This is a genomic window from Kothea flammea (genome assembly GCF_052161645.1).
Classification (GTDB): Bacteria; Planctomycetota; Planctomycetia; order Pirellulales; family Pirellulaceae; genus Laterigemmans.
Window position 1 is genome coordinate 4,242,287 of the sequence record NZ_CP197414.1, and the last position, 18,001, is coordinate 4,260,287.

The following is an 18,001-nucleotide window of genomic DNA, read 5'->3' on the forward strand; positions in this document are numbered from 1 at the left end:
TGTTGGCTTGCCGGCTGATTGCGAGCTATGTTTTCGCGGATCTATGTTTCGCGAATGGCCAGGGTGTCAGGTTAACCAAGGCCACCGGAACGCTCGCAGTTACTCGAAGCGGATACGTTTCCGGCAATGACACTGGTAGCCCTTTCATTAGCCTTGGCGCTGCTGGTTTGGTCGTTTGTCCTGCTCCGCTGGGGCACGGTGCTGGCGGTCTGCATTGTCTTGCTGATAGCTGGTACGTTGTTTGGTCCGAATTTTCTGCACTACGACGGGCCGTTGCAGGTCAGCAGCGAGCGGCTGTTGTTCGGAATGTTGATCCCCTTTTTTGTGATCCATCGCAAGCTCGGCTGGACGGATCCCAAGCGACTCTCGCGGGGCGACTGGCTGTTGCTGGTCTTCGCAGCCTATTTGCTGGTTTCCACGCTGCTTGGTAGCGGCGAGTTCGGTACCGAGAGTCTGCCGCGTTGGTTGTTCTACGTTGCCATGCCCGCGGGGCTGTACTTTATCGCACGGGGCTGTCGCCTGCAGTCCAATGACTTGTGGTGGTTGAATCGAGCGATCATGATGTTGGGCGGTTATTTAGCGGTGATGTCGGTGTTCGAGGCGAAGGGTTTCCAGCAATTTGTCTTTCCCCGCTACATCGTCGATCCCACGCTTTGGGAATTTTACGGCAGAGGCCGGGGCCCGTTGCTGAACCCCAGCGCCAACGGGATTTTAATGACCGCCGCTTTGGGCGTGGCGTTGGCTTGCGGTTTTCACAGCGGTCGCTTGGGGCGGTTGGGCTACGGCGGGTTGGTGATGTTGTTACTGCTCGGCTGCTACTGCACCTTAACCCGTTGCGTTTGGATGGGCGCGGCAGCAGTGGTTGGACTCTTTCTATTTTTGCGTTTACCACGCCGGCTGCAAGTCTGGTCCATGGTGGCGATTTTAATGGTGGGATTTGTCGGCAGCAGCACGCTGGGCAAAAGTCTGCTGAAGATCAAACGCGATAAAGGCTTATCGGCGGAGGCTTCGCTGCAGAGTATCCAATTACGTCCGCTGCTGGGGATTATCGCCTGGGAGATGTTTAAAGATCGGCCCCTGATGGGACACGGTTATGGACGTTACATAGAGCATCACCGACCCTATACGGAAGCCCGCGATTGGAATCTGCCACTAGCCACGGCCGCCGGATATGTGCAACACAACATTTTACTCTCGCTGCTGGCCGACACAGGCATGATCGGCGTGGGGTTGTTCTTAATGCTGTTAGCATATTGGACTCGCATTGGCTGGCAACTGTACCGTCGCAATCCGCCCGAAAGTGAGCATGCGGTAACAGGAGCATTACTGTTAGCCTTGCTGGTTGGCTATTTCATTAACGGGATGTTCCAGGATGCCACGATTTTCCCCATGATTCACTTGTATGTGATGATGATCGCGGGAGTAGCCAGCGCCGCACGCGCTGCCGCACCAGTTCGGGCACGAAATGGAATGTTGATTTCCGCCGGGCTTGCCCCGGACGGGATCACAACTGGAAGCTACCAAGCGAGCCTCTGAAAACCGACCCTCTTGTCCGCCCGCGATTCGCCGAGGGCGAATCGCGGGCGGACAAGGCAATTATGTGCGCGAGCAATGTAGCCGCCACTTGTTGCTCCGAACCGGGGCAAGACCGGCGGAAGCATTGCCCTAACCGCCTCCGGCGGGCAGGTCACCGCCCCAACGACCAAGCGTCCCGCAGAATCTACGATTTGCGATCGGGGTCATCGCGGCGGACCACCACAAACCACATTGCGGCTCCACTGGTCAGAATCAGCGTTAAACTTAGCACTGAAATAAAAAACGAAATCATCACACTAACCGTTGAATTTTATTACCCACGGCGGCAAAACCGTCGAGCGTTTCCAGTTCATTGAGCGGTAACCAGCGGACATCGCTGACTTCTTCCAATTGCAATTGCAAGTTTGGCTTGGCAGTCAGCAAAAATAAAAATCTGACATCATGATGAATATGAGCTGGTTCTTGCTTCTTCTCACTCGCTGGAATCAGATGGCTATCAAGATCCAACGGAACAGACCCATCGTCGCTGGCATGATCAGACATCAAGTCGCGGGGAACGCCCGTCTCTTCGCTCAGCTCACGACAAGCCGCTGCCGCCAAACTCAGGTCACTCGATTCAATGTGCCCGCCCGGTTGTAACCAACGTTGCAAGCGGCGGTGCTTAATCATCAACACCGTTCGTTGATTCGGATCGACCAAAAACGCACTGGCCGTGAGGTGCCCCTGAAAGTTGTCCCGGCGAATTCGATCGTGCCCCTGGTGTGTCGCCAAAAACTGACGCATGGCAAGCACGCGGGGGGCCTCGTCTGGGTAACTGGCAAGGTAATCGTCGATTGAGGGGGCAAGAGCTTGCAAGCGATGTTCCTTTACCGGGATGCGGGAATTTTGAGCGTTAATCGCCTCGACGATTGTTCACAAGCAGCTTAATTTAAAGGCTCTGACTCGCGTACACCAAACGATAGAATCCGATGGGACAAATTTTCTTGCTGCGATTCACCGGCGAAGACCGTGTTGGTCTAACCGCATCCCTAACTTCGGTGCTGGCCGGCGTGGGAGCCGAAGTGTTGGATATCAATCAGTCGGTGATTCATCAATCCCTGCTGTTGGGGATCATGGTCCGAGTGCCGCACGATGTGGACATCGAAAGCACTCTGCAATCGCCAGTCGATCAACTCAACCTGCGGCTCAAGGTGCGTCCGATCTTCGATTTGGAATATGATGATTGGGTCGAGCAACAGGGTAAACCCCGCTACATTCTGACTTTGCTCGCCCGTTCGATCACCGCCGGCCAGATCGCCGAAGTAACCGCGTTGATCGCGTCGGAGGGACTCAACATTGACGTCATTCATCGGCTCTCCGGGCGTCCGCCCCGGATCGACCGCGGTGCTCCCAAGAGTGCGTGCGTCGAATTCTGGTTGCGTGGCAACCCGTTTGACCGAGCGCGGATGCAAGCCCGCTACATGCGGATTAGCCACGATTTGGGAGTCGATATCGCCTGGCAAAAAGATGATGCTTTTCGTCGCTCGCGGCGGTTGGTTGTCTTCGATATGGACTCGACGCTGATTCAAGCGGAGGTGATTGACGAATTGGCCAAAGAAGCTGGCTGTGGTGACCAGGTCGCCGCAATTACCGAGCGGGCGATGCGGGGCGAATTGGACTTCAACGCGTCACTGCGAGAGCGAGTCGCCAGTTTGGCGGGACTTCCGGAAACGATGCTGCAACGCGTGGCCGATCGATTGAACTTAACCGAGGGAGCCGAGACACTGATCGAAAACCTCCGCGCTTTAGGATATCGCACGGCGATTCTTTCAGGCGGTTTCGGCTACTTTGGCCGCTTGCTGCAGACGCGTCTTGGCATCGACTATGTGTACGCCAATGAACTGGAGATTGTCGACGGTCGATTGACCGGGCAAGTCGTCGGGGAAATTGTCAACGGCGAGCGGAAGGCAGAATTATTGGAGCAGATCGCTGAAAAAGAAGGCATTAACCGTCGCCAGGTGATCGCGGTGGGAGATGGTGCCAACGATCTGCCAATGTTGAGCCGCGCCGGGCTGGGGATCGCTTTTCATGCCAAACCGCTGGTCCGCGAGGAAGCTGACCATGCTGTTTCCAACTTGGGATTGGACGCCATATTGTACCTGCTGGGCGTCCGTGACCGCGAGCGAACTCAACAAGCAGCCAGCCAAGAGGCAGTCTAGAAATTTTGCCGCAAACGCAGCAACAACGCGCCTTCGGGACTGTAATCACCCACCCCCGAACGGTACTCCAGACGACGATCCATCGCGTAACCGACTTCTAGCACCGATTGTTCCGCGTCGTCTAACTGCATGATCCCGCAAAAAATGCGAATGTCACGATAAGTGGCCACGTCGTCCGCTCCGTTGACCCGCTCGATGGCCCAGCTATCACCACCCAATTCTGCGCCCACGTAAAACGCTCGTTCCTCGCTGTAGCGAAGTTGCAGACGAGGACGCGGGAAAACCAGTTCGCAAACCAAGTCCCGCGTGGGTCGCCACACAACCCCGGCGACCGGCAACACGCTGATGTCGTCGCGATCCAGCACATCGACACCGAACACCGTGGCCAAGTCAGAGTGTACTTCGTAGTAGCCAACAGCATGCCCCGGAAATCGCACTCCCTCACGAGCGCTCCCCTCAAAGTCCGAGAACACCCCCACGCCGACTTTCAAATCCAACATGAAATTCGAGCCGTGAGTCGTTCTCGAGAGAAACGCTGTCTCCAGATCGAACAGCCGAGGGGGCATGTCGGTGCGGGTGGGACCATTGAGAAAATGCAGCCCCACGCCAACATCGATCGAATGCTGCTCGCCCAAAGTCAAACTAGGGTGCGATTGCATGCTGAACATGCCCAAATCATCGCCAGCTGGCAACCAAGTCCAATCACTCTCAACCGGATTGTAACCGAGCCAATCCCCAAACTCATATTTGGGTAATTTAGAGCTGGCAACGACGATTTTCTCCACGTCGCTGGCCAACGCCTGATTGATCGCGTCCTCAAGCAACAGCGGATCATCGATAGCCAGCGGCTCTTCGAGCACCAGCGGGCTGTCGTCGGCCATTCCGCTGTTTTCCATCCCGATGGCGTCCGCGGCCGAAACCAACTGAGGTAACGCAATGGGCTGGCCGGTGTCATCTTGTGGTTCTTCAGCCACACTGACTTTCGTCGTCGCAACGATGCAGCTGAATAGAAGGCCAAGAAGTAAGCCGCTGCGTTCAAGTTTTGCCATTTTTTGTCCAGCGGGAACCGTAGGATGGGACTCCCGGCCCGTCCAGCGCATTGAACTCTGCGAAAGACGGGCCTGGAGACCCGCGCTACCTTGTGACAGACGGGCCTGGAGACCCGCCCTACTTGGGAATAGCTCGTCAGAGCCGACGAGTTCAATAGCAATGATCGACCGCTGTTAGGCGGGGGGTGGATATTTGCTGGCGTTTTTCTTCATTTTTTCGGCCAAAGCGTGAGACAAATCAATTTCCATCACGTTTGCCAAGGCCAACAAGTAAGCTAGACAATCAGCCATTTCATCAGCCACTTCGCCGCATTTTTCCGCGTCCCGCTTGACCTCCAGCGACTCGTCGCCGGTCAGCCACTGGAAGTGCTCCATTAACTCAGCTGTCTCGATCGCCAAGCTGCTGGCTAGATTCTTGGGCGTGTGAAAAGATTGCCATTGCCGCTCATTGACGAAATGACGCACCAGTTGTTTCAAGTCGGTAATCGTGTTGGACTGATCGTTCATAGCCGGAATGCTACACTGGGCGTGGCGGGAAACCAATGGTCGCGGAGAATTTCCTCTCCCCCGGGCTTGGGTCGATCGCTCGCTTCAGTCATTATCCGAGAACTTTACCCGAAAATATTTGTCTTTGCGCTCTCTTTCTCACCGCGACACGATTTAAAACGCTATGCCACGTGACTTTCTCAAAGGTGCTCAATCTCGCTACGACGTCGTCGTCATCGGCAGCGGATTGGCTGGACTGACCGCAGCCAACATTTTGGGCAGGGCTGGCCACCAAGTTTTGCTGCTCGAACAGCACTACAAATTGGGAGGGTTAGCGACTTGGTTTCGACGCCCCGGCAACCACATCTTTGACGTATCTTTGCACGGTTTTCCGCACGGCATGATCAAAAGCTGCCGTCGTTACTGGTCGGCCGATATTGCTGATCGGATCGTCCAACTGGAAAACATTCGTTTTGAAAATCCAATGTTTTCCCTGACGACCACTTTTAATCGGGCCGATTTCACGCGGTTGCTGGTCGAACGTTTCGGCGTCGAACAACAGACCGTGGAAGCCTTCTTTGATACCGCTCGGGGGATGAACTTCTACGATGATCAAGCGACCACCACGGGTGAATTGTTTGAGCGTTTCTTTCCCGGTCGCGGCGATATTGTGCGGCTGTTGATGGAGCCCATTACTTACGCCAACGGCTCGACGCTGGAAGATCCCGCAATCACCTATGGCATTGTGTTCAGCAATTTCATGAGCAAAGGCGTATTCATCTACGAGGGTGGCACGGAAGACTTAATCGAGCGGATGCAGCGGGAGCTAAAACAGAACAACGTCGATGTGCGGATCAACTGCCCAGTCGAGCGCATTGTGCTGGAACGTGGCCAAGTTGTCGGCGTGGAGGTCCAAGGCCGGCGAATTGATTGTGGTGCGGTGGTCAGCAATTCAAATTTACGCTCCACAATCTTCCGGTTAGTCGGTGAAGAGTTTTTTGATGCTAACTTTGTCGACGCCGCTCGCGAAGTGCGTTTGAACAACAGCAGCACGCAAGTCTACATGGCACTCAAACCCGAAGTCGAAGTGGATGAGAGTTGTGGCGATTTGCTGTTCACCAGCACGGCGGAAGAGTTTCGCACCGATCTACTGCTCAGTCGAGACATCACTAGCCGGACATTCTCTTTCTATTATCCGCGAACGCGACCGCAGTCCAAACATCGTCGCCACGCGATCGTCAGCAGCACCAACGCAAACTGGGCGGACTGGTCCGATCTATCGCCGGAAGCGTACGAAGCCAGCAAGCAAGACTTGATTGAAACCACGCTCGATGCACTCGACGCCTTCGTTCCCGATATTCGTGAAAAAGTGGAGCGTGTGGAAGCCGCCACGCCGCGGACCTTTAACCACTACACGATGCACGAATTGGGCGCCAGCTTTGGAACCAAATTCGAGGGCTTAGGCGTTAGTCGCGCGCTACCAGAGCAAATCCCAGGACTTTATCACGCCGGGAGCGTGGGAATCATCATGAGCGGTTGGTTGGGGGCAATTAATTATGGCGTGATCGTGGCTAACGAAGTCGACGGCCATCTCGTCAAACAGGCGACTCGTAAGCCATCACCGACGACGGTCGATTAGCGGCCCGGTCAGTGCGACCAGCATAGCCGAAAGCGAGACAGGCAGCGGTGCAAAGGGCAACGCCAGGACTCCCAACAAAAACAACCACACAGCAGGTTTTAGCTTGATGGTCCAACCCCAGGCGAAATAGACCACCGCCAGCCCTCCCCAGAGAATCAACGTCAACCCCAGGCTCCACACGACGCCAGCGAATGGGTACTGTTGCGTTGAAACCTTGGGCAGCATGACGGCCGGCACGGTAGCGCTGCTGCCGTCAATATGAATCACCCGCTGAGGTGCCAAGTGATCCGCGGAAAGCAGCCAAGTGCCCGGCAGCGAAGCTTCCAGTTCCAGGCTGGTGATCGATTCATTTCCAAACACGCGTTGCAAAAGTTTTGGTGCCCAGGCGTCGAGCCGCTGCCAAGTTAAATCTTCGGTAGCCTCTGAATCTTGGGGCCAGCCGAGTTGCCGTAGCCGCGCAAACCACGGCCGCAGCCACAATCGCTTTTCGTTGGAAGGACGCTCGGCAACGCTGTCCACCGCATCGTCGAGAATCGCCATCACGGCGGCGGCGATCCTGTCTCGATAGATTTCGCGACTGGCTGCTTGCCAACCGTCACTCAGAGGCTGTTGATCTAACAAATCGGCGGCTCGCTGGAATGACCTCGCCGGGGCGGCGGTCCAAGTTGCGGGGATGCCCAGCGGACTGTCTGGCCGATCCGCCGTCGAGTTACCGGTCTCTGCAACCGCACCACTGTTTACCACGATGCCAGCTGCTGTCGATTTGCGAGCGGATTGATCGTACGTCGAGACCCAAGTTGCCGCGATTGGCAATTCGCTGGCGGTGGGGATCGCCAGCGGTTGGCCGGCGGCGGGTTTCGGCAAGCGCACCAACAGGACTAACTGTTGTGCCAAACGACTAACCCCCACCGGCACCTCGACTTGCTGGCTCTTGTCAGCCGCCGGATCGCCCACCCACCGCACGCCGATTGCGGTGCCACCCGCCCAAGCTCCCAAGATGTTGGCACCAGGGGGCACGCGAAACCGGACCGCGTCGCGATTTCCCGGCAATAAATGTAGCCTCAGCAAAGCGGTTACCGACGCGTTCGCAGCAGCCGGCCGAAGTCTCTCAGCGGACGCTTTGCCAGCCAACTCACCAGCCAACTCACCAGCCAACTCACCGGGGAATAGTTCGACCTCGAGCAACGGAGACCGAGCCGCTCCAGAGCCCACCGGGGCGGGTTGCAAGTTGGCGGAAAAGGTTTCGCCAATCACTTCGTAAAACTGGTGCGTCTGTTCGCTGGGGGCGACATCGGCGAACCGCGGCGGGCAATTCTCAGCTCGCGAGTTTTGCGTCTGCCAAACGATCGGGTTGCTGGTCAAACGCCGCGGCGCCGCAAAGTAACGCGTCCGAGGGCCGTCCCCCAGCAGTCGCACGTCGGGTACGGCAACTCCGCCTTCGCTGGTCGTTTCCAAGATGGATGTGATCCGAATTCTGAGCCGCTGTTCGGGCTGCACACCGGTGGATTGCTGAGTTTCCTGATCAGCGCCGGTTTCCTGATCAGCGCCGGTTTCCTGATCAACGCCGACAGCAAGTTGCTGGTCGGCAGGACGGCGGGGAAGGACGCGAATTAGTTGCGTGGATGCATCGGTTGCCGGTTGGGCCGACCATTTCACCGCTGGATAAACGTTCAATCCTTCAACCCAACGGCTGGGAATCTCAAACGTAAGAAAATTGATCGCGTCGTTGGTTGCCTCCACATCAAACACGACCTCCATCGTCCATAGCCCATCTTCCCAGCGGAGCGTCGCCAGCGACTCGGCCGACAGCTGGACAACACTTGGTCGCAACCGAAACTGCTGGCTCAACCAAGGCGATCTGGCAATTTGGCGAGTTTCAAGCCGCCAAGCGCCCACCGGTGCCAAGCCGGCGGTCAGATCAAATTCGTTACTTGGCGGCGGCAAACCTAGCCGGCCGGAGGATTGCCCTGTGGATTCGTCGGACGCATGTGTCTCGGCGAGCTGTTCGACCACGACCGCTTCGTCATGCAGCAAGCGATACTCACTGCCGACCACATCCACCCCGGCGATACGAATTAAGGGTGGACGGAAAACGGTTTGCGGCTGCAGTTGCAACGATCCCCGCAGAGCAAGCGTCACCCCCACGCCGGCGTCGAGTCGTGGCAGCAAAATTTCCGTCTCGCCATCGACGCGTTGATCGATTAACAAATTCTCTAGCGGGGTGTCATTGATGGTGACCTGTTCGGCGGTTAACCCTGGCGGCAACAGCAGGCCGAGTGGTTGATTAGTGACACCATCAGCAGCCAACTCGCAGGCATACTCGACCGTTAAACAATCATGGTAAACCACTACGCGATGCGATTCTTTGGCGGTGCGATTCAAGCGGCTCTGGCGTTCAATCCGCAGCGTTGTGGGTCCGGCACCATCGTACTGCCGCGCAAAACGCACTTGCCCGACAAAGCCCTCCCAGGCCGCGGTAAAATCGGCGGAATCGAGCACACGGGGCTGCTGAGCTGATACGGAGCTGGTGTTCGGATCGAATTCGGAACTCGTCCAGCTCGGTGGCATATCGACTCCCAGCAGGCTGCGAATCGTACCTTGAAAACCAGTTGGGCGCACATCGGGCAGCGTCAGCGAAACGACCGCACTGACCGAAGTTGGGTTTGACCACAGCAAGCGGATTGGACCGGGAGAATCAACCGTGGCAATCATCCGCAACCGCAAAGTGCCCGGCTCCGAACTATCACTCGCGGCCAACGCCCAAGCGGCTGTGGTCAAGGCGGGAAGTTCGGCGATGTCGAGTTCCAGCTCGACGACTACTCCGGCGCGAATGCCACGGCCAACATCCAATTCGACCTCACGAGCGGTATGAGCCGGGCTAACGTGCACCCACCAGCGGCGAGAAATCTCCTCCAATTGGCCGCCCAAATTGACGCCGCGACGCTGCCAAATCATCTCCAACTTGGGGACCGCGCCGAGCATCGCGGTGACACGGTTACCCGAGTCCGAGCGGCTAATTTGACCAAGGCAATTGGGCAAACTCAGTTGTTCGAAAGGTACTTCCGAGGTAATTGTCACGGTCGATCGGGCCACCGGCGGGATTGTCAGTTCAACTCGGTTGGCCCCCGCTACGGTCGATTCCGCCGCAGGAGATAAGCTGGCGCGAAAAATGTTCGTGCCAGCCCGCGGAGCGCGGATCAAGATCCCATCACCGTCGGGAATCGGCCGCACTTCATTCGGCATGGCGTCCACGATCACCTCCAAGCGACTGAGGATCTCGGGGCGAATCGGCAATCGCACCGGGCGATCAGCCGACTCGATTTCAACACGCCAATTCGCTTCGATGTCAATCGAATCGGCTGCCCCAGACATCCCCAACGGGCTGATCCGCACCTGATAATCGGCTGATTGAAACTCGATACCGGCCGGTTGTTGAGCAGCCTCGCTGCGGCGAAACAACGTGTTCAACAGCGACTGGGGAACGTAAACTTTATCCCCCGCTAACTCTCCTTCCTTGGTGACCGGAATCAGCACCTCGATGATAGGTTGCTGGGGCGTTTCCGACGCCCCACCCTGCCCCGCCCGTGTTGGCGAAGTCTGCTCCGGTGTTTGCCCTGTTCGCGTTTGCCCTGTTCGCGTTTGCCCTGTTCGCGTTGGCCCCGTTCGCTGAGGCGATACGTTGAGTGTCGAATTTTGCTCTTGGCAGCAAGCACTGGGGCCGCTGCCAGCGAGCAACACAAACAGCCACCAACAGCGTTGCAGGCGCCGGGAACTGCCACCCCGGGGCGAGCCGCTGATGACATCGTGACGTCGAATTTGAGTTGGTGCCTGGGGATCTGGTGCCGTTGCGTCTGGTGCAACAAAATTACCCGCCGGAGATGCGTCCCCATCGCCAGCATTAACCGCGCCAGCATCAGCCGCGGTAGCACTGGCAGAGCGCACGTTGGCTGGTCGCGAATCTGCAGAACGCGCATCGGTGGGACGCTCGCCCGCTGGTATCGAACTGCTGCGGCTGGCCGAGCGACTAAAGATCGAGCTGCGGACAATCGTCGTGCCGGTGCGGAGGCCGCTGCTGCCGATCATTCCGGCGGCAATCCAAGGCAGCAGCAAACAAACCAAAATGGCGTTCGACCACACGGGCGTAAAGATGGCCAGCATGCTGGCCAAAACCATGATCAGCAAACCACAGAGGGGCCAACGTTGCAGTAACCACCACCCCAAAGCGAACGTCAGCATCGCGATGCTGCCAGCCAGCGCCCACGCGAAAGTCGAACCGATCAGGGGCACGATTTGCCCCGGGGCTAGCGGTGTCATCACGCCGCTGGCCTCCGCGGACATCCAAGCGGGCACCTCAGCCTGCCTGCCCAAACTGAGGGCCAACGAGTCGGCCGCCGGCCACACCGACCACTCGCTCTGCAACACCACCGCTGCAATCTCAATCTGAGGGGCTGAGAACTTGCGGAACCGACTAACCACCGGTTGGGGACGCCACCAACGAACACGCACCACCCCTCCCGATTGCTCGGGGACCAATGTCACCCTGCCAGGCTGGGTCGCGTCGCTTTGGTAGCTCCCCCCTTCGACCGCCGTGATGCTCATCAATGGATCAAACGTGATCTCCAATGGCCGCAAATCGTCGGTCTCCAGCTCCAACATCGTTTCATCACCGCTGAGCCCCGCTAAGATCTCGACCCGTTTTCGCCAAACCACCGTCGGAGCAGCCGGCTCGGCCGCATACTGCAAACTTATACTGGCTTCCTCATCAGGAGCAAACCGTAGCGTCCAGTCACTTTCCACGGGATCATTCGCGGCCGCATTCTCAGCGGGCACCGCGGCAGGCGGAATCGCCGTCGTGCGCGCGTTGGGAACCTTGAGCACATTCGCAGTCATCGAGCTGAGCCGCAGGCGAGGCCCGAGCGTGAGCACTCCGCGATGCTTGGTGGCGGGAGCCGACGAGGAGACGAAGACGTTGGGCAGTGGTAACTCCCACGGCTCGCTCAGCATCTCATCAAGCCCACCCGAGCCATCAAGCCCAGATCGCGTTGCCGCAAGGGCATCGTCAACGGCCGCGGGCGCGGGGGGAATTGGATACTGACGGCGTCCGAGCACCACTAAGGTGTCTCCCCTAACGTTCTCGGCGATAAACTCCCAAACCTCGCCGCCGCTTTCGGGGTCTTCAATCGGAGTCGCACGCCATGCGTCGCCAGCGCTCAAAGCCGTACTCTGACGCTCTTTAGCGGCGGGAATTTGCTCCCACTGCATCGGCGGCCGACCATGGGGTGCCCCCAGCCGAATGCGAACCGGGGGCGCGCCGGCGGAAGGGACGCGGATCGCCAGTTGCACGCGTTCGTGAATTTTTCCCTGTTCGACGCGAACATCCACAGCCACATCGGAGCTGAAATCAGCTGGCGGACGTTTCCAGCGCAGCTCCGGAGTGGCCAAACCGCTGGCTCGGAACAACAACGTATCGTCATTGAGCGTGCCTAACAAATCGACCACAGCGGCCGGGATCTCGGCGGCAGTAATCCTCAGCCCCTTGAGCGCCGTACCAGATTCCCACTCAAAATCGGTGGGAGGCACGATTGCAGCGGTCACTTGCGTGCGTTCTCCCAACAAGCGAACGAACCAACTGGGAGGCAGTTCATTCGGTTGCCGCGGCACTTCAGGCTCCAATTGGCCATCAATTCGCAACTGTAATTTTCCCGCCTTGATCTCCTCCGGTTCGGGCCAAATCGCAAATGGTTCCTGATTCAAATTGGGGCCGGGTGGTTCGATCACGCGATCCGATTCGCGGATCGAAATGGCGGTGATTCTCCAACCCGGCTGTAACGCCACCCGCAGCGGCCTGGGCCCCGAAGCGCCAAGCGCCACCACTCCCTGCCAACGCGCGCGAATCGCACCTTCGGCGACAGTTAATCGCAAACCCGCGGATGAACTTTCTAACTTGCTGGGGACGACCAATCGCACTGCGGGGGGACGCTGATCGGCGGGACCCGTCAAGCGAAATTCACTCCGCTGGCCACCCTCGGCGGATCGATCGTCGTCAAGTTGCCAACTGCCGAGGTCGCCAAATTCGGCAACTCGCAGCGGACTTTGCACGCGCAACAAAATCGCGTTCTCGGTGCAGGCCGATTGGTTAACTGAGCTATCTAGTCGAATCCAGGGAAGTGCTTCGGCGAGCGGATTACTGAGCGGAACGGTCTGCAAGTTAACGGGGCTGACTCCCGAAACTTCGAAACCAGTCGCCAGCTCATCCCCGCCATTGGAGCTTTTGCGATTAAACACCACGCGGACGCCTTCCTCGGCGGCGACTTCTTGCCAGCGCACTGGCTGGCCATTGACGCGAATCGCGGTAATGCGGCCGCCAGAAGTCACCGCCAGGTCTGGCAGCGACTCACCCTCGGGTACGTCAACAACTAACTTCGCTGTCCAGTCCAGCCCATTCACGGTGGCGGTCGCGTCGAGCCCCAATTGGCGAACAGCAAAGTGTTTGAGCGTGCTTCTGGAGACCGCGATCGGACCGACTGCCAAGCGGATGCGATTCAACCCTCCAGCTTCGATCGCATACCAAACATGTTGCTTTTCCAAAGTCGTGCCAGCCGCCTCCGGTGGCGGACTGGGTAACGTCGTAACGACGCCGTCTTGAGCGGTGAGCCGATAACCACTGGGGATACCGATCAACAGCCGCGTCCGTCCGCAGGCGGGAATTTTTAAGTCAAATTGATGCCGCCCGTCGGGCCCCAAGATGCCGCTGCGAGTCCAACCGAAACGCAGCCGGCAAGCTTTCGAGACCAGCGCTTGCAGCTCACCATTCGGCTGGGAGAGTAACCGGGCGGGCTGAGATTTAGTGGCTGGCGAACCAGGATCTTGGATCGCCAAATTAATCGCCCCCAAAGGCAAAATACCCGGTTCGCTAGCTCGGTAGGTAATGTCCAGCAGTGACGCATCCGCCTCGCTGATCAAGGCGTTACCATCGAAACGGGCCACGTAAACGGCGCTGACCAATTGCGGGCGTTGCTGGCCCGGTCTGGCAACCTCACTGTTACGAGCTAAAGCCGCTTCTAAATCTTCAATATCGACTGGCCAATAAGAACGTGGCAGCAGATTGGAAGCTTGCGACTGATAAAAATAAATCCGCCGGATCGGGCTCGCGCCAAGTGACTCTGGGAAAGCGGACCGGACCGGCGGTTGACTCAGCCCAGCAGCTTCCCCGCGACTTCCAGCTGGCGAATTCGTCTGCGGCTGGGCAGGCTCGGCGGCGGGACTGGCAAGTTGAGCAGAGAGACTCGCCGCCAATGGTCCCAGCACCCCCATCATGCAAACCAGGCAAACCAGGCTACGCATCACGACTGGACTCCGGCCGCGCTACCGCTGGGAACCGCTTCCTGAATCTGCGTCGTCTTCGGTTCAACGTTCGAGCCGCTGTTGCGACGCGCCGCGGCGCTTCGCACCGACGAACCGTCCGCCAAGCCACCCAAGACCGTCGCCCGCGGACGCCGCGTGAGGATCGCTCGCGTTCCCATCATGACCGCCACCAACAACATCGCCAAGATGACCAATTGCCCAGCAATCACGGCCAAGTCGGGTGCGATCCAAGCCAGTCCAGCCAGCAGACAGCCCGCCACCACGGCCACGATTGGATGCCGCAGCACTGGGTAATACAGCAGAAAAGCGGTGGCGCCCAAAACAATCGAAGCGATCGTCAACCACAGCAACGGTCGCCCCGACTCAAAAAACTCCAAAGCTCCCGGGTCCGAGGTCACTAACAAATACCGATTGCCAGCTTGCGTTTCCGGAGGACTGCCGGCCCCCATCCAATTGAGCAGATCGGCGTATGAGCGAATTGGCACCCGCCGCACAAACAGCCGATCGTACCGCCAAACCATCAATTCGCTGGCACCCGACATGCTCCAGACCAAATGACGATCAGGGGCCAAGACCACGTCCCAGTACGTCTTGCCGGTGCTGATCGGCAGCCGCAAACGAGGCCGCACCGCGGTTGCTGGGCCGCTGCCATCGTGGGCACTCCAAACGCGAATGTCGATCATCCGACTTTCGCTGGCAGGCTCGAAAGGAATTTCCAAACCCGACGAGCTTTGCTCAAAATCAAACCGCTCTTCACCATCCAGGAAAACTCGCACCACCGGTTGGTCGGCTGCCTGCGGTCCGCTGAGCGCGTCGTCAAAGCTAGCGGCAAACTCAACTTGAAAGCTCGGGCTGCCGCCACTGACGTTTGCCAATAAACGATCAAACCGCCTGCCCCGCCCCAACTCACTCCGCATCAACGCCCGCTCGATCACCGGAGCCCGCACCAGTTCATCAACTCGTGACTCGAGAGTCACTATCACCGCCCCATTGCCGCTTAAATCGAGCGGCTCGTCGGCGGCTTGCGCCGCGCCGCTGACCAGCAGCGACAAACCGGGCGATTCAACAGTCCTTAAACCCAACTCGGGCTGCCAAGAACCGCTGGGCAATGCTGGCCGTGGCAGACGGAGCTCAGCACGCACCCGCGGGTTCTTGTTTTCCAACGTGGCTTCGGCCAACTGCAGTGGCAAACTCCCCAGCAAGCGAATTTGACATGGCTGACTGGCTAATTGCTCCGAGTAAATTGCGCTGATGCCAGCACGCAGCTCACCGCCGGAGGCTGGGCGGATCACGGCCGGCTGACCGTTGACGGTTACTTTCCAAGATGTCGCCAGCGCTGCTTGCTCACTCTGGCCCGACTCACTCTGGCCCGACTCACTCTGGCCCGACTCACGCGAACCGATCAATTGGTATAACAACTGCCCCGCATCGCCGACATTTTCAATCGGCAGTTGTCCCCGCAAGCTACCTTGCGGCGTCACCAACCAATCAGCCGTAATGCGGATGCTGGATGCTTCGGCAACCATTTCCAACGCCCCCGTGATGGTCGCTTCGGGGGGCGTTTCTTTCAAATAACCACGGTACCGCGGAGGCTCGCCAACACTTTGCAAGCGATAGCGAAACACGCCCGAATTGGCCACTTCGGTCGCTTCGCGTGGCAACCGGATCAACCCTTCACTGGCGACTAGATCGGTGATCAACGAAAATCCAGCATCGGGTTGGACTAACAATTGACCGGGGGCCAGAATCACGGTCCTTTGATCGAGAGTACGGACCCGAGGTAAGGGAAATTCGACGACCGTCTCGGTGGCCGTCGCTTCGATGCGACGCGCAGCGGTCCAACGCACCCCAACGGTACCATTCAGTGCCGGAGTCAATTCGCCTAATTCCAATTCCAACTGCCCCGGCAAATCCCCAAACGAATCATCCAAGCTACGTCCCGTTTCCAAATCCGATACGTCAACCGTTTCCCATCCGGCCGATTCCACGATCAACGGCAAGCCCTCCACGATTGTCCCAGCGGCCATGATTTCCGCTTCCAACGTGGCGGCCGTTTCGCTAACTCGGATCGTATAGGTATGATCGATCCGCAAAGGTTGCGTTTTCGCGGTCAACCAAATCGGCAACTCGAAAGGTACCCGGTCATACTGAAACAAATAGACGCGCGCGTCCGGCGTATCAGCAGCCGAAGTGCGCCAAGCCGAGCGGACCGCCGAACTCTGCAACCATCGCAGTCGATAATTTCGATCGGTGCGAATTTCTAATTCACCGCGTTGACGTACCGCCGCAGGAACTTCAACAGCGGCCAAAACGAGTGGCAGCTCCGGTTTGTACTCTCCAGCTGGCAGGCGATATTCGAGGGTCACCTTCAGCCGGCTCGACTGCTCGGTATCATCCGGTGTGACCTGCACGATGCCGCTCTGCGAACTCCGCAACGCCAATTGAGCCCCCGCGGAACTTTGCAACGGTTCGATCACTTCAGCCCCCACCGGCAAGCGAACTTCGAACGGTGCCAAACTGCCTCGGCGGTTGCTGACGTCAAGCTCCACGATCGCCCTGGGGGGACCATTTAAATCATCCCAAGTAACCCGCATGCGACTGTCGACTTCCAGCACTTGATCGCTGGGCAAACGACCATCGCGGGCTCGCCAACGCAGCGAAAAGGCACCGCCATTGCATTCCACGTTGGCTTGGGTGCGTCCCGGTTCACCCTCGGCCACCCGCACCGCTTCGTCACCACGACCCACCACGGTGGCTTCGAGATCTTCGCCCCGTAGCGATACATTCACGCTCGTCGGAGCCGTCGGTAAATTAAATTCCAGCCCTCCACCCGCATCAGTCGTGACGCGGCTGACCGCACGCACGCTGACTTCGATGTCCCGCCGCTGCTTGGCTTCGATCCACAGCAAATGCCCCCCCTGCTCCAGCGAATAATCGACGGTGTAATCCTCAGCGCCGACCACGTCCAACGGCCCTTGAGGATGAAACCCCGACATCTGCAGCGGAACTGCCACAGCCCGCCCCTGAGGGGGCGCGACACTTAGTTTAAAATTGATCGTCAGCTCGGCCCAATCATTGTCAGCCACACCACTGATCGTGATCCGCTCGTAACTGTAAGGCTTACTCGGCTCGACGAGTCCCGCTCGCGCGTTGCGAGCCTGATCGATTTCCGCGAACGTCATGTCGGTGATCACCACGTGACCACCGTTCTCGTCCGGAAACATAAAGGCCTTAAAGGGGATACTGCTGGTCTCCAACACGTCGGGTAACACGTCAGGCCGTTTTTCTTGGCCATTCCCGATGTTTGGGGACAATCCAGCCCATAGCATGGCCAACAAACCCATCGCCAGCAATCGCGGTAACCCCCAACCCCACACGCAACCGGCACTGCCGGTCACGTGGCAAGCTAATTCGCTTCGCCGATCAATTGCTTTGCGCACGGGGTAATTCGCCGTTCCATCTGTGGTGCGAAGAGGATAAGCCAACGTCGAGGTCTTCCACCCCCATTTGCCAACGCTGGGCACGACAAGGCGCTGGTGAACTCTATTTTAAGCAAACTGCCCAACCGACAAAAGCAATCACAGCAGATAAGTCATCGGATTACTCCCCGCTTGGAACCCTCAGCCGGTAAATTCGGGTTAACCGTCAAAACCAACAAAATCAGTATCACTGATTCCTGGCCACAATCACCGCACCTGACTGGCGGCCGGCCAAGTTTAGCAAATCTG

8 protein-coding genes are annotated in these 18,001 nt (G+C 58.2%); 3 read left to right on the forward strand and 5 right to left on the reverse strand.

Annotation, left to right across the window (positions count from 1 at the left end):
• Nucleotides 1-126: 126 nt before the first annotated feature.
• Nucleotides 127-1,536 carry an O-antigen ligase family protein gene (locus SH139x_RS16075; protein WP_488350791.1) on the forward strand — a complete coding sequence of 470 codons (1,410 nt, stop codon included), beginning with the start codon at nucleotides 127-129 and terminating at the stop codon, nucleotides 1,534-1,536.
• Nucleotides 1,537-1,827: 291 nt separating this feature from the next.
• Here the strand turns inward: SH139x_RS16075 and SH139x_RS16080 are convergent, their stop codons facing one another.
• A complete protein-coding gene (locus SH139x_RS16080; RefSeq protein ID WP_488350792.1) occupies nucleotides 1,828-2,391 on the reverse strand; it encodes an NUDIX hydrolase in 564 nt (187 codons plus the stop codon).
• A 113-nt stretch (nucleotides 2,392-2,504) separates the two neighbouring features.
• On the opposite strand from SH139x_RS16080, the gene serB reads away from it, so the two are divergent.
• Nucleotides 2,505-3,734, forward strand: coding sequence for a phosphoserine phosphatase SerB (gene serB, locus SH139x_RS16085; RefSeq protein ID WP_488350793.1), 1,230 nt, complete (start codon nucleotides 2,505-2,507; stop codon nucleotides 3,732-3,734).
• On the opposite strand, the gene SH139x_RS16090 is transcribed toward serB, so the two are convergent.
• Nucleotides 3,731-4,708 (reverse strand): hypothetical protein, encoded by a 978-nt coding sequence (locus SH139x_RS16090; protein WP_488350794.1) that lies wholly within the window; start codon nucleotides 4,706-4,708, stop codon nucleotides 3,731-3,733. The genes serB and SH139x_RS16090 overlap by 4 nt on opposite strands.
• 249 nt (nucleotides 4,709-4,957) lie before the next feature.
• Nucleotides 4,958-5,290, reverse strand: a complete 333-nt coding sequence (locus SH139x_RS16095) for a nucleotide pyrophosphohydrolase (RefSeq protein ID WP_488350795.1) — start codon at nucleotides 5,288-5,290, stop codon at nucleotides 4,958-4,960.
• Nucleotides 5,291-5,453: 163 nt separating this feature from the next.
• Here SH139x_RS16095 and SH139x_RS16100 point away from each other — a divergent pair, with 163 nt between their 5' ends.
• Nucleotides 5,454-6,908: a phytoene desaturase family protein gene (locus tag SH139x_RS16100; protein ID WP_488350796.1), complete on the forward strand. Its 1,455-nt coding sequence runs from the start codon at nucleotides 5,454-5,456 to the stop codon at nucleotides 6,906-6,908.
• On the opposite strand, the gene SH139x_RS16105 is transcribed toward SH139x_RS16100, so the two are convergent.
• Nucleotides 6,888-14,255 carry a hypothetical protein gene (locus SH139x_RS16105; RefSeq protein WP_488350797.1) on the reverse strand — a complete coding sequence of 2,456 codons (7,368 nt, stop codon included), beginning with the start codon at nucleotides 14,253-14,255 and terminating at the stop codon, nucleotides 6,888-6,890. The two genes, SH139x_RS16100 and SH139x_RS16105, sit on opposite strands and share 21 nt — an antisense overlap.
• Complete coding sequence (locus SH139x_RS16110) at nucleotides 14,252-17,713, reverse strand: hypothetical protein (RefSeq protein WP_488350798.1); 3,462 nt, start codon at nucleotides 17,711-17,713, stop codon at nucleotides 14,252-14,254. Before SH139x_RS16110 ends, SH139x_RS16105 begins: the two co-directional genes overlap by 4 nt.
• Nucleotides 17,714-18,001 lie beyond the last annotated feature (288 nt).

Bases quoted from the DNA above. Each gene is read 5' to 3' on its own strand.
- serB (WP_488350793.1), top strand. From the start codon at position 2,505: ATGGGACAAATTTTCTTGCTGCGATTCACCGGCGAAGACCGTGTTGGT.
- SH139x_RS16095 (WP_488350795.1), bottom strand. From the start codon at position 5,290: ATGAACGATCAGTCCAACACGATTACCGACTTGAAACAACTGGTGCGT.
- SH139x_RS16100 (WP_488350796.1), top strand. From the start codon at position 5,454: ATGCCACGTGACTTTCTCAAAGGTGCTCAATCTCGCTACGACGTCGTC.
- SH139x_RS16075 (WP_488350791.1), top strand. From the start codon at position 127: ATGACACTGGTAGCCCTTTCATTAGCCTTGGCGCTGCTGGTTTGGTCG.